Source organism: Paenibacillus odorifer, assembly GCF_000758725.1.
Lineage (GTDB): Bacteria > Bacillota > Bacilli > Paenibacillales > Paenibacillaceae > Paenibacillus_AQ > Paenibacillus_AQ odorifer.
Genome location: NZ_CP009428.1, coordinates 5366681 through 5380326, shown reverse-complemented (window position 1 = coordinate 5380326; position 13646 = coordinate 5366681). Strand labels below are relative to the sequence as shown.

The 13646-nt window shown below is 45.7% G+C and carries 13 protein-coding genes; 10 read left to right on the top strand and 3 right to left on the bottom strand.

Translation table 11 applies throughout. The annotated features are described in order from the left end of the window. The first annotated feature begins 12 nt into the window (after positions 1–12). The 5 genes from ruvB to yajC are packed head-to-tail and all read left to right on the top strand — an operon-like array spanning position 13 to position 5719. Positions 13–1020: a Holliday junction branch migration DNA helicase RuvB gene (ruvB, locus tag PODO_RS23525; RefSeq protein ID WP_036677672.1), complete on the top strand. Its 1008-nt coding sequence runs from the start codon at positions 13–15 to the stop codon at positions 1018–1020. A 32-nt stretch (positions 1021–1052) separates the two neighbouring features. After that, positions 1053–3152: a SpoIID/LytB domain-containing protein gene (locus tag PODO_RS23520; protein WP_038573003.1), complete on the top strand. Its 2100-nt coding sequence runs from the start codon at positions 1053–1055 to the stop codon at positions 3150–3152. 9 nt (positions 3153–3161) lie between these two features. Continuing rightward, a complete protein-coding gene (gene queA / locus PODO_RS23515; protein ID WP_038573001.1) occupies positions 3162–4190 on the top strand; it encodes a tRNA preQ1(34) S-adenosylmethionine ribosyltransferase-isomerase QueA in 1029 nt (342 codons plus the stop codon). A gap of 21 nt (positions 4191–4211) precedes the next feature. After that, positions 4212–5348, top strand: coding sequence for a tRNA guanosine(34) transglycosylase Tgt (tgt, locus tag PODO_RS23510; RefSeq protein WP_036677666.1), 1137 nt, complete (start codon positions 4212–4214; stop codon positions 5346–5348). Positions 5349–5398: 50 nt separating this feature from the next. Next, a complete protein-coding gene (gene yajC, locus PODO_RS23505) occupies positions 5399–5719 on the top strand; it encodes a preprotein translocase subunit YajC (protein ID WP_038572999.1) in 321 nt (106 codons plus the stop codon). Between the two features lie 95 nt (positions 5720–5814). On the opposite strand, the gene PODO_RS23500 is transcribed toward yajC, so the two are convergent. Continuing rightward, positions 5815–6639 (bottom strand): phosphatase PAP2 family protein, encoded by an 825-nt coding sequence (locus tag PODO_RS23500; RefSeq protein WP_038572997.1) that lies wholly within the window; start codon positions 6637–6639, stop codon positions 5815–5817. A gap of 109 nt (positions 6640–6748) precedes the next feature. Beyond that, entirely contained in the window at positions 6749–7141 is a 393-nt protein-coding gene (locus PODO_RS23495; RefSeq protein ID WP_038572995.1) for a TIGR04086 family membrane protein, read from the bottom strand. Positions 7142–7367: 226 nt separating this feature from the next. Between PODO_RS23495 and PODO_RS23490 the strand changes: the two genes are divergently transcribed. After that, positions 7368–8132 (top strand): YetF domain-containing protein, encoded by a 765-nt coding sequence (locus PODO_RS23490; RefSeq protein ID WP_036677658.1) that lies wholly within the window; start codon positions 7368–7370, stop codon positions 8130–8132. A 4-nt stretch (positions 8133–8136) separates the two neighbouring features. Here PODO_RS23490 and spoVB read toward each other — a convergent pair whose 3' ends face one another. Further along, on the bottom strand, positions 8137–9735 hold the full coding sequence (gene spoVB, locus PODO_RS23485; protein WP_038572993.1) for a stage V sporulation protein B: 1599 nt from the start codon (positions 9733–9735) through the stop codon (positions 8137–8139). A 196-nt stretch (positions 9736–9931) separates the two neighbouring features. Between spoVB and PODO_RS23480 the strand changes: the two genes are divergently transcribed. The 4 genes from PODO_RS23480 (at position 9932) to PODO_RS23465 (ending at position 13641) form a co-directional block, all read left to right on the top strand. Beyond that, positions 9932–10183, top strand: coding sequence for a post-transcriptional regulator (locus PODO_RS23480; protein ID WP_036677655.1), 252 nt, complete (start codon positions 9932–9934; stop codon positions 10181–10183). A gap of 221 nt (positions 10184–10404) precedes the next feature. Beyond that, a complete protein-coding gene (gene secD, locus PODO_RS23475; RefSeq protein WP_036677653.1) occupies positions 10405–11655 on the top strand; it encodes a protein translocase subunit SecD in 1251 nt (416 codons plus the stop codon). Then, positions 11645–12547, top strand: coding sequence for a protein translocase subunit SecF (secF, locus tag PODO_RS23470; protein ID WP_052097271.1), 903 nt, complete (start codon positions 11645–11647; stop codon positions 12545–12547). The genes secD and secF overlap by 11 nt, the downstream gene beginning before the upstream one ends. Positions 12548–12690: 143 nt before the next feature. After that, positions 12691–13641: a cation diffusion facilitator family transporter gene (locus PODO_RS23465; protein ID WP_036677651.1), complete on the top strand. Its 951-nt coding sequence runs from the start codon at positions 12691–12693 to the stop codon at positions 13639–13641. Positions 13642–13646: the final 5 nt, after the last annotated feature.

Here is a 13646-nt window from a genome sequence, read left to right as displayed (position 1 = left end):
GAGCGATAGGAAATGGATGACCGGATTATATCCGCGAATTTGATGATGGACGAGCAGGCGGTAGAACTAAGCTTGCGCCCTCGTTATCTGGGAGAATATATCGGCCAGACTCAGGTGAAAGAAAACCTGAAAGTATATATAGAAGCGGCCAAAATGAGAAGCGAAGCGCTGGATCATGTGCTGCTGTACGGACCTCCGGGTCTCGGCAAAACAACGCTCGCTAATATTATCGCCAATGAGCTGGGCGTGAACCTGCGAACAACTTCCGGCCCCGCGATAGAGCGTCCAGGCGATCTTGCCGCTCTGCTGACGAATCTGCAGGAAGGCGACGTGCTTTTCATTGATGAGATTCATCGTTTGCACCGCACGGTCGAGGAGGTTATGTATCCTGCGATGGAGGATTTCGCGCTGGATATCATGATCGGCAAAGGGCCAAGTGCCCGTTCGGTACGATTGGATTTGCCGCCGTTCACACTGATAGGTGCCACAACCCGGGCAGGACTATTGTCTGCGCCACTGCGTGATCGTTTCGGAGTGGTCAGTCGCCTGGAATTCTATAACATAGATGAGCTGAGTTACATTGTATCTCGAAATGCGGATCTTCTAGGCATTGAGATTGTTGGCGATGCTGCAGAAGAGATCGCGCTTCGTTCGCGGGGAACGCCGCGGATTGCCAACCGCTTATTAAAACGGGTCCGTGATTTTGCTCAAGTGCGCGGAGATGGAATTATAACTCCTGAAATTTCTGGGGAAGCATTGAAGATGCTTCAGGTGGACCCGCGTGGGCTGGACAGTATTGACCACAAGATGTTAAGTGCTATGATTTCAAGCTTTCGCGGCGGTCCTGTAGGACTGGACACGATTGCAGCTACGATTGGTGAGGAAAGTCAGACGATTGAGGACGTATATGAGCCGTACCTGCTGCAGATAGGTTTCTTGCAGCGGAGTCCGCGTGGAAGAATTGTAACCCCGGCCGCTTATCATCATTTAGGGCTTCCGCTCCCTCCGGAGCAGCACTAGTCCGTCACTACAATTATAAAGGAGGATGCTGGATGAAGCATACGAAGAGGAAATGGAGAGGGGTCGCCCCGCTAAGCAAAGGATTGCTTGCGGCTGCGCTTGCTGTAGGAAGTTTCCTGATCCCTGCGGGTGCCAGTCATGCCGATTCTAATAGCACGATACGAGTTGCTCTTTATGCTGATATTGGAAGTAAATATAAATCCACTGTGCCAGCAGTAACACTGCTATCAACGCAAAGCTTTACTTTGCTGTCGGATCAAGCAGGAAGTGCCCCTTTGGTATCTATCCCAGCACAGAAGCAAATTCGTGTAAGTCTGGACGGATATAGAGTTAAGGTGATGGAGGTTTCAAGCTGGCAGACAGCAGCGGATGCAGCTAAAAAGCTCCAATCCACCTCCGATAAACCACAGATTGTTGCAATCTCCAGAAATGGAGCGACTGTGTATCAGTTGTACACGGGCGTCTATGCTAGTGAAGCAGCTGCCAAGGATGGGCTTACCCGTGTAGTCAAAGCAGGGCTGAGCATTCCTGCTGACCAAACCCCGGCGGTGAAAGGCAATAAGCATCTATCAGCTGGCCGCTATTCTTCGGAGCAGGAAGCAGATGTGGCGCTAAATAGCCTCACTGCAGCTGGTTTGGATGCTTGGAAGGTGTTTCTGGCAGGAAACGATGGCAGTGCACAAGTAGAGGTATGGGTAGGCGAAGCTGCCAATGATAGTGATTTAACAGCTGTTCAGGCCGCTGTGTCTACGGCGGCACCACAATTTACGGTTTCTGTGGCCACCTCGCCCGGATTAATACTGCGTAAGGATGCCGGGCTGGATTTTAGCAGTGAAACTCAAGCCGATCATTATCTGGTTTCTGGAAGCAATGCTAAATTTCTTGCGGCAGGCAGCGAGACTGGGATTCAGTTAGTGGAAAGATCCAAGCGTACATATCGCGGAAATTTGGAACTGAGCAATTTGAGCGGATCGCTGGCTGTAATTAATGTAGTGCCGCTGGAGCAATACTTGTATGCCGTAGTGGGAGGAGAGGTTTCCTCCAGCTGGCCAGAAGAAGCGCTAAAAGCTCAGGCTGTCGCCGCCCGCAGCTATGCGCTGTCGCAAGGCAACCGTTTTGATGTAGCGAATGTAGTAGATACCACTCTTAGTCAGGTATATAACGGAATCGGGTCTGAAGCTCCCTCCATTATCAAAGCTGTAGATACTACTGCTGGTGAAGTGCTGATGAGCGGTGGTAAAGTTGTTGAGGCTGTATTTTCTTCCAATAGTGGTGGTATGACAGCTGACCCTTCAGAGGTTTGGGCGAATGGTGGCGATGTATTTGCTAGTGTTCCAAGCGTTGAAGATGTTTCGGCTGCTGCTGCTAAGAAGTGGTACTATGTTATGCTTGCGAATGGTACCTCTGGTTATGCACGTGAAGATAATATTAAATTAACCGGCAGCAAAACTGCTGCCGGACTCGATATAGTTACCGCTACAACCAAAGATGTGAATATACGTCCTCTGCCAGTTATTGAGAGCAGTGTTAGTGCAGTCGGAAAGCTGAATCCGGGTGAGAACGCTGTGGCTCTGGATAAAGTATATGAGTCTGGCAGCTATAGCTGGATCAAAGGGCCGTATACCTCTGCTGAACTTCTAAAAAGCTTGCAGGGCAAAACAACAAGCACGCTCCCTTCCAGTATCTCTAACCTGCAGGTCACCCAGCGCGGTCCTTCTGGAAGAGCGATTCAGGTGAAAGCTAATGGTCAGGCTCTGAATGTGAAATATCCTGATATGTTCCGCTCCGCGTTTAATGGATTACCTAGTACTTTGTTTGATATTGTGGCACCCGGAAGTTATACTGTATTAGGCGCTGACGGCGCTACCGCCACAATTAGTAGCTCGCAAAGTGCTGGTGTGCTTTCCGCATCGGGGAAGGTTAATGTGAATGGCAGTGGAACTGTAGTGATGGGTGGAGATTCTGCGGCCAGAGTGATCACTAACAGCTCGGGCTTTCTGTTCATTGGGCAAGGCAACGGCCATGGTCTAGGCATGTCGCAGTGGGGCGTGAAAGGCATGGCAGACAGCGGGTATGATTACAAGCAAATATTGCAACACTATTATAAGAACGTTACTATAGTTAAGGAATGAAGACAGACCATGAATGTAGATGCTTATGATTTTCATTTGCCGGAAGAATTGATTGCCCAGACACCTCTCGCTGATCGCAGTGCTTCTAGACTGCTTCTAGTGAATAAGGAGGATGGAGAGCTGGCTCACCGGCATTTTACCGATATTATTGATTATTTTAATCCCGGAGACACGCTTGTTCTAAATGATACGAGAGTCATTCCAGCTAGATTGTTTGGAGTGAAAGAAGATACTGGTGCTAAGGCGGAAGTGCTCCTCCTGAAGAATCTTGGGGATGATCGCTGGGAAGCACTTGTAAAGCCAGGGAAAAAGCTCAAGACAGGCGCAGTGATCATCTTTAGCGATGAGCTTCGTGCCGTTATCGAGGACGAAGCTGATATGGGCGGCCGTACGCTTCGTTTCATATATCAGGGTATTTTTCAGGAGATTCTGGACAGGCTGGGAACGATGCCGCTGCCACCTTATATTAAGGAAACACTGGATGATCGTGAACGATATCAGACTGTGTATGCTCGGCATGAGGGATCGGCCGCTGCGCCTACCGCAGGGCTTCATTTTACCCAAGAATTGCTGGAACAGATTGAGGCTAAGGGTGTAAATATCGCTTATATCACCCTTCATGTAGGTCTCGGTACTTTTCGTCCGATGTCTGTAGAGAAGGTTGAAGAGCATGTTATGCATTCTGAGTACTTCGTAATGTCTCAAGAGACGGCAGATACCATAAATGCTACTAAGGCACGAGGTGGCCGTATTATTGCAGTTGGCACAACGTCTTGTCGGACACTTGAAACGGTCGGAAGACAATGTGAAGGTGGGCCGCTTGTGGAATGCAGTGGCTGGACGGATATTTTTATCTATCCAGGGTATAAGTTCAGTGTAGTAAATGCGCTAATTACCAATTTCCACCTGCCAAAGTCTACTTTGGTTATGTTGGTTAGCGCATTGGCAGGTCGGGAACATATTCTAGCTGCTTATGAAGAAGCGATAGAGCAGAAGTACCGATTCTTTAGCTTTGGAGATGCAATGTTTATTTATTAAGGTAAGAGGATGGGTTAACTTATGGCAGCAATTACTTATGAGCACATCAAAACGTGCAAACAATCCGGAGCCAGACTTGGAAGAGTCCACACTCCACATGGTGTGATTGAGACACCAGCATTTATGCCAGTCGGCACACAAGCTACAGTCAAGACTATGAGTCCTGAAGAGCTGAAAGAGATGGATGCCCATATTATTTTGAGCAATACTTACCATCTGTTTCTAAGACCAGGCCATGATATTGTTCGTGAAGCTGGTGGACTGCACAAGTTCATGAACTGGGATCGTCCGATTCTGACAGACAGCGGCGGGTTTCAAGTATTCTCGTTAAGCGACATGCGCAAGATTACGGAAGAAGGAGTTCATTTCCGTTCCCATCTAAATGGGGATAAGAAATTCCTGTCTCCGGAAGTAGCGATGGAGGTTCAGAACTCCCTGGGTTCAGATATAATGATGGCATTTGATGAATGTCCTCCATTCCCGGCTGAGTATGATTATGTGAAAAAATCACTGGAGCGCACCACGCGCTGGGCAGAACGTTGCCTGAAAAGTCATGCTCGTCCTAACGATCAGGGTCTTTTTGCTATCGTGCAAGGGGGCATGTATGAAGATCTGCGCCGTCAGAGCGCGGCTGATTTGACTTCCATGGATTTCCCGGGGTATGCTATTGGGGGGCTCAGCGTCGGAGAGTCCAAGCAGCTAATGTATGAAGTGCTGGATTATACAGTTCCCCTGCTGCCACAAGGCAAACCTCGCTATTTGATGGGCGTGGGTTCACCGGATGCGCTGCTGGAAGGATCAATCCGAGGAGTGGACATGTTCGACTGTGTCTTGCCTACTCGTATTGCCCGTAATGGAACAACGATGACCAGTCAGGGAAGACTCGTTGTACGCAACGCTAAGTATGCCCGTGATTTTGGGCCGCTTGATCCGGAGTGCAATTGCTATACATGCCGGAATTATTCCCGCGCTTATTTGCGCCATCTAATCAAAGCCGATGAAACCTTCGGACTTAGATTGACGACATACCACAATTTGCACTTCTTGTTGGATTTAATGCGTAAAGTGCGTGAAGCCATCAAGGAAGATCGGCTGCTTGATTTTCGCGATGAGTTTTTTGCCAAATACGGATTATATGATAATCTTAAAGGCTTTTAGGGTTTGATTTATGAGTCATGCTTTAATGTACTTTGAAAGGGGGGAGAAATATGATTCAATCGTTTCAATATGCAGCTGGCGCAGGTGGTGGAGGTAGCATACTAGGCCTGGTAGGTCCCTTTGTCCTTATGTTTGTAGTATTCTACTTCTTGCTGATTCGTCCGCAACAAAAGAAGACCAAAACTCGTAACGCAATGTTGAAAGCTCTGAAAAAGGGCGATAAAATCGTTACTATTGGAGGACTTCACGGTACGATCATGGAGATTTCCGATGATATTGTGGTTCTGCGGGTCAACGATGTAACTAAGCTGACTTTTGATCGCGGTTCCATCAGCCACGCTGTGGCGACGGATGTCGAAGAGAAAGTATAGACTTGTTATTTAAGTACATAAAAAGCGGTGTCTTCTCATTGGAGAGGACACCGCTTTTTTGATCTTTAAGGTTATTACGATTTAGCAGTTTAACTTTAACGTACATTTGTTACGCGGCTCGGAACGGTAAGCGATTCTTCACGTCCCCGCAAAGTTAATTTGGCGAGTTGAACGCCAACTGTAGAGGCTAGTACAGCTAGCAAGGTTCCACCAATCATATCTGTAAGCCAATGAATGCCCAGATAGAAGATTCCAAAGACGATTACAACTGCGGAAATACTAGTGATGACCATCCAGCGGCGGTTCCCTGAACGGAAGGCCAGAAGTGCCATTGTAACAGATATGGACGTATGTAGACTCGGGAAGCAGTTATTTAGACCGGATAGTGGTCTATATTCCTGTTCGAATTTCGGAAATACATCCAGCATAGTAAATTTGACGCCTGCCGGCAGATAGGACCAAACCTCGTTTACCGGGAAGTAAAGATAGAATGGAATCGCCAAGGCATAGTTGATAATAATAGCATAACAGGTTGCGTATAACATCACCCGGTTTTTATCTAACAGATATACCCCTAATGAAGCTGCTAGAACGGATTGAAGCATGAAAATGTAGAAAAAGACGATGATCGGTGTTAACCATGGACTGTAGAATATATCCTGAACGGCTTGGACAAAATGACCCTCTAGGCCAAATATAAATGGCGTATAATCAGAGGTAAGATGCATTTTTTGTTCAATTTGCAGTTCATATTTATTTATGGCTAATACGCCAAACATTCCTGCAATCAGCAACAAAAACTTATAAGATCGCAGCATCTCTTTCCCAATTTCAACCAATGCCATGATTGGATTACGTTTAGAGCCAATCCATACTAATATCACTACTAATGCAACTGTGTACAAAACAATATGGTTCATTGATTGGTAAAACAAAGCAATCGAAGCCTCCTTGATCTCTTAATGAAGTCAGATGATCACAGTTTAACATATTTTCAAGGAATGTTTCGAATTTAATGGAATTATAATTTTAGCTTTTTTGTAAATTAACGCCAAACATTCCGCCGAGAGCGCCAATTGCTGCAGCTGCGAGAACCCATAGCAGATCTACGCCAGATGGTGCGCTATCCAGTGCCAAAAAACCGATTAACAGAACGATAACCCCATAAAATGCTCCTGTAAGACTTCCTTGATACCAGCCTTTGCTCGTGGCTCTGCGACCGGCGGTTAGTCCTCCGAATGCTGCAGCTATGCCGTGCACAATGTATGTGTACATTGAGAGATCCTGCTCCTTCAGACTGCTGCCCCATAACAAAAGAGAGAGGACAAACGCACCCATCAGCATCCAAAGGAATGATCGACATAGGCCAGATAACACAGGATTGGCTATTCTCCACGAGAACATGCGCCGGATTAAATACATGGTACAACCTCCTAAAGTTTTTTTGAGAAAAAAGAATCAACATAGTTATTATTCATTGTATGGGATGGCTTGCCCCAATAGTACAAGAAAGGGCATTGCAGCCTTTTTACCATTAATTAATATGCCGGCTTCCGAATGTTCCCTGCACAGAGCGGTCAGAATAGGGTTACATTAATCCACCCGAGGAAACAAGTCTGCGGGTGAGAATGGAGGGGAGCGAAGCTATATGTTCCAGCATATCTCTACCCATATTTTCTTGACCGTGCTGATGTATTTCTTCATATTCCTGTGTATGCGCATCATGGGGAAGAGGGAAATAGGTAAGCTGTCTGTATTTGATTTAACGATCTCCATCATGATTGCCGAGATTGCTGTTTTTGTGCTTGAGGATATCAATCGGCCGATCTATGAAGGAGTCGTTCCGATGGCAACATTAGTGTTGATACAGGTAATTGTGGCTCAACTCAGTCTTAAGAGCAGAAAGCTCAGACTTTTAATGGACGGCAAACCGAGCATACTCATTTCTGGAGGCAAGCTGCACCGGGGCGAAATGCGTAGGCAGAGATATAATATTGATGATCTGCTGCAGCAATTGCGTGGACAGAACATCGCCAGTCCTGCTGACGTGGAATTTGCGATCCTGGAGCCTAGTGGACAGCTAACCGTATTCGAGAAAGAGAAGGGGAGTTCATCCTCTAACCAATCAGGCAATAGCAGTGCAGCTGCTGAGCATAAAAAGAGTGACGATAATAAAGGGAACAAGAACCGTAAGATAGAACTGCCGAAGAATAAGATCAGGTATGAAGGACTTCCAATCCCTCTGATTATGGATGGAAAGGTGCAGGATCAGAATTTAGAGATGATTGGAAAAACCAGATTTTGGCTAAGAACTCAAATTCGCCAAAAGGGAGTATCTGATTTCAAAGATGTATTTCTATGCTCCATAGATCATAAGGGCAGAATTTATGTCGACCGTTTGGACAACAGATAACCTTTTAGAGCCTGCGTTTGATAAACGGCAGACGGTCCAAATCACGCAGTGAGATAAGGCCAGCTAACAGACTGATTCCAAAATACAGGACCATTCCTATCGCAGAGGCAAATAAAAATTGAATCCATTGTACATCTGCAATGGGAATGGAAGTGTATACATAATGCACGCCCGCTCCCATAATGAGCATTGCACATAAGGTTTTTACGGTTTCGGTTACTCTTAAAGATAATGATATGAGACTGACTACACTGTATCCGTGTAGTAACGTAACCAAAATGCTGTTCACAATAATGGCTATGATAGCGCCGTAAATTCCATATTCAGGTTGGGATGCCAGTATTACAATCAGAATGATTTTGACTACTGCTCCAATCAAGGTGTTGATGAGTGCCCTGCCCGGTCGATCCATAGCTTGCAGCGCAGCTTGTAAGGGAGCTTGAACATAGATGAACAAGGCGAACGGAGCCATAAGCTTCAGCATAGGGGCTGTATCCGCGTTGCCATATAACAAATTGCAAAGCGGGACCGCCAGGATATACATAAGAACAGCAAATGGGGCACCTGTTACCAGCGCAAGCCGCAACGCTTGATGCATACGCTTGTGAATGGTAGGCAAGTCCTTTCTTGCGGCAGCTTCTGATATGGAAGGAACCAGAGATACAGCAAGTGACGAGGTCAGTGCCCCGGGCAGCAGCAATAAGGGAATAACCATCCCTTGTAAAGACCCGTACTGGGCTGTAGCGGCAGCGGTGGCTATACCTGCCAAGGCGAGACTGCGCACTGTAATAATAGATTCCAGCAGATATGAAAAAGAGCCCACAAGCCGACTTGCTGTAACGGGAATAGATATGCCTAATAAGCGCCGTAATATGGGGATGTTGGCTTTCACACCATCTGGATCAGATGGGATAACCTCTGACTCAAGAACGGGTTGCTCTGGAGTCGGATTTGTCTGCTTTTTATCTTTTTTAGTAATGACATAATATTGCCACAGAATCGCTAACATTCCGCCAATTTCTCCTACCGTCACACCTAACATCGCTCCAGCCGCCGCCATAGCAATACCCTTGGGAAGCAACAACCAGGAGAACCAGAGCATAAAGAATATTCGAACTAAAGATTCGAAGATAGAGGAGAGCGCCGATGGAATCATGTTTTGCTTTCCTTGGAAATAACCACGGTAGATTGCAGATACGGCGACGATCCCAATCATTGGGATCATGGCAATAAACGTATAATAAACTCTATGGTCTGTTAAGATAACATTAGAGACCCATGAGGCGCTTATCATAGCAACCAATGTAAAGAAGATCGCAAGTCCAACACTAAGGGCAAGTCCAGTACGTAAAATCAGCCGTGATTTTTCTGGCCGATTCTCTCCTTCTGCTTCCGCTACCATCTTGGCTATCGCCAGTGGAATCCCGCCTGTAATCACAGTAACCAGCACGAGAAAAAAAGGATATGCGAGCTGATACAGTCCCACACCTTCTGCTCCGATAATACGTGGTAAAGCAATCCGGGGAATAAATCCAAGCATCCGATTAATGATGCCGGCGGCTAGCAAGATTAAAGTTCCTTGTATAAAGCTCTGTTTCTTCAAAGGTCACGCCTTCTTCCCAAAATGAAATAAAACGCTGGCGAACTTGTCTATTCTTATGGATATGCTATACCCCTATCTCGGCATGCCTTGTTTTAGTAGCTTTAACTTTTTGTGACGGAAGAAGGAAAGCGAAGAACAAGAGTCGAATATCTATGGTGAGCATACGAACATGAGCGATCTTTGGAGGTGTCAACACGTGGAATCGGAACAGTGGAATCATGATCAACATAGTGAAGAAATCGAAGCCATGTGCCGCAGCAAAGCTGAAGAATTCCGGCTCCTCGGCTATGAGTATGTAACCAGCAAGGATATCTGGGATTGCATCAGCCGTAATTATGATAAGGAAGGCTTGCCTCCCCTACATAAGCTGGTAAACGACATTTATTCCTTGAAAGCCAATAGTTACATGAATTATTTGACTATTGCGGCCTATCGGGGGTTGAACTGAACAATAAACCACATATTTCTTTTTGCGAACTGCCTGATAAAGCAGTAAAGTAAGAGAATAATAACTCCACATCTCCTATTAAAACGGATGTCTTGCTGATTTAAGCAGGGGCGGCCGTTTCTTTGTGTGAGTATAGCTCTATCAATGCTGTGAATTGACGGTCATTTCGCGTGTAGCTATAATAGGAATATTGAGTTAATGAAAGGGGAACTAGCTAGAGCATGAAGAGACTAATGGGCTTTTTTATTACCGTGCTCGTTTTGACAGGCGTTATGGCATTTACTACTCCTGGACTGCTGGACAAGGTTAGACTTGGTCTTGACCTGAAAGGCGGATTTGAGATTTTGTATCATGCTGAGCCTATGGAAGCGGGAGCAGCATTGTCCCGAGCTTCTCTGCTGAAGACAGCGGAAAGCTTAGAAAAACGGGCGAATGCGCTCGGAACAAGTGAACCAGAGGTAACTACTGAAGGTACGGACCGTATCCGTTTGAAAATTGCGGGCGTAACGGATGAAGCCGAGGTTCGTAAAAAAATGAAGGAACCTGCAGTTCTGACTTTCCGTAGTGCTGCTGAAGGTGACGCTGAGGGAACTTACAGCAAAATCGAACTGGTAGGTAGTGATTTTGTTGAAGGTGCTGCAGAAGTTGGACGGGATAACCTGAATCAGCCAATCATCAGCATCAAGATTAAGGACAAGGACAAATTTGCAGAGATTACTAAACGTCTCTTAGGAAAGAATCTCGCGATTTACTTGGATGAGAACAAACTATCTGACCCTACGGTACAAGCTGTACTTACCGATGGCAGTGCTTCTATTTCGGGTAACTATACAATTAAGGAAGCGCGTGAACTTGCAGACACCATTAACCTAGGTGCATTGCCACTGAAGCTGACGGAGAAATATTCCCAAAGTGTGGGTGCTACCCTGGGTAAGCAATCGCTTGATCAAACGATTCGAGCAGGTCTGCTGGCTTCTGTGATTATCCTTATTTTTATGATCGGAATGTATCGTTTGCCAGGTCTTTTGGCTAGTTTTGCCTTGCTCTTGCATACATGGGCGCTAATTGCGGTCTTCGTCTTCGCAGACTTTACCTTGACACTGCCTGGTATAGCCGCATTTATTCTGGGTATAGGTATGGCGGTCGATGCCAATATCATTACCAACGAACGGATACGGGAAGAAATGCGCAGTGGAAAAAGTATACTGTCCTCCGTTAAAGCAGGGAATAAATCCTCTTTCCGGACAGTAATGGACTCCAATGTGACTACTATTATTGTGGCAGCAGTTATGTTTGCCTTCGGTACAGGTGCGGTCAAAGGCTTTGCATTGGTGCTGATTGTAGAAATCGTGCTGAGTATCGCCACGAATCTTTATTTCTCCCACTGGTTGCTTAGCCAGCTTGTCAAAGCGGGTAAGCTGAACAAACCGAAGAGCTTCGGTGTTAAGGAGAGTGAAATCCGTGCGCTTTAAGAAAGAGCTTGATTTCGTACATTTGAGTAAATATTTCTATATTTTCTCTATCGCATTGACAGTAGCAGGATTGATATTCCTGGCGACATTTGGCCTGAATTACAGCGTTGACTTCAAAGCTGGATCTAATGTGGACATCTCCCTATCCAAGAATTTGAACTTGGATCAGGTTAAGACTGCAACTAGTGCAATCGATGTCGATCATGAACCAACGATTTCGTTTGGTGATCAGCGTGTGAATATCCGCTATGACGAAGTTCTTGATGAGGCTCAAGATGAGGCTCTAAAAGCTGAAATCCTTAAGCTGGATGACAAAGCATCGTTTGAGATTAACACCGTGGACACTGAAATGGCTAAAGAATTGGCACGTAATGCTATTTATGCAGTTCTGATTTCTTGTCTGGGGATTATTATTTATGTAAGTATTCGTTTTGAATGGCGTTTCGCCGTGGCATCGATTGTGGCCTTGCTCCATGATGCCTTTATCGTAGTCGCGCTCTTCTCTATCTTCCGTTTGGAAGTGGATTTGACTTTCATTGTAGCGGTGCTTACGATTATCGGTTATTCCATTAATGATACGATCGTTATTTTTGACCGTATCCGTGAGAATTTACGTTTTGGTAAACAGAAAACTTATGAAGACTTGAAACACCTTGTGAATAAAAGTGTGGCTCAAACGCTTATGCGTTCTCTCTATACCGCATTTACCGTATTCATTGCGGCGTTCTTCCTGTTATTGTTCGGAGGCGAGTCGATTAAGATGTTCTCGCTTGCGATGGTAATCGGCTTGCTCTTCGGAGCTTACTCTTCCATCTTTATTGCCAGTCCACTCTGGTTAGTGCTTAAAAAGCGTGAGAAGGTTAAAGTGAAGAGCAGCCCGAATAAAGGTTAGAAGAAATTAGCATCGAAGTTCTACTTTTCTTATACGTTTAAGAAAGCCGCGTCAAATGCGACGCGGCTTTCGAAATCTTTAGGGTCATGTCATGTGTATTGAATCATCATGAGATTACTTGCTATTGGTAAGGAGGGCCTCGTATGAATAAAGAACGATCACCGCAAAGCGAGACGGTTGCTTGGACAGGGATCATTAGCGATGTTACTTTGGCAGTAGCTAAGGGGAGTTTTGGCTATATTTCAGGGAGCAAGGCATTAATGGGGGATGCTTTGTATTCCGGAGCAGACGCAGCAGCCAAACTGGCGGATATTCTTCCGTGGCGCTCTGAGCAAGGGAGAAAGAGTAAGCAACGGATCGAAGAACGGCGGGGCACTAAGGAGCCGCTGTTGGCTATACTTTTTTCGGTATTTATTCTTATGGGGGGACTGCAGATCGCATTCTCTGCAATCCGCGACTTAACGGATGGAAAATCATCTACACACGGACAGCTGGCGTTTGTAACCGTCTTAGTATCTATTGTTTTTAAAGAAGCTGTATTTCAATATCAATATCGCTACTTTAAAAAAATAGGTGATGGCAGTCACGCTGCATATGTTAATAGTCATCGTTTCAGCTTATATACATCTATCACAGTATTAGTCGGAATTTCGTTATCCATGGGTGGCACCTATTGGCATCCTCTATCTTATATGGATCCTATTGCCGCACTCTTAACCGGAGTTTTAATTCTTCGTAAAGGTTATTCACTCATTGCTAGCTCTATTAACACTAAAAATGCGCAGGAGCTTCCTTCGGAGGAAGCCGCTAATTTTATTGAAACGGTGCAACGTGTTCATGGCGTCATTCGCGTAGAACATCTGAAGGCACTTGAGCAAGGGAATTATGTGAATCTTCAAGTGAAGATCAGTGTGAATCCGCGGATTACGGTGATGGAAGCACAGGATATTTCGGAATGCGCTAGGAAGCTGCTGCAGCACCGGTTTGTTCATGTCGGTGAGGTGCATATGGACGTTGTTCCTTATGATCCCGGCTATCCGTACAAAAGCAATTATGAATTGCCGGATAATGATATTCCTACGTTGCTTCAGTAGTTTGC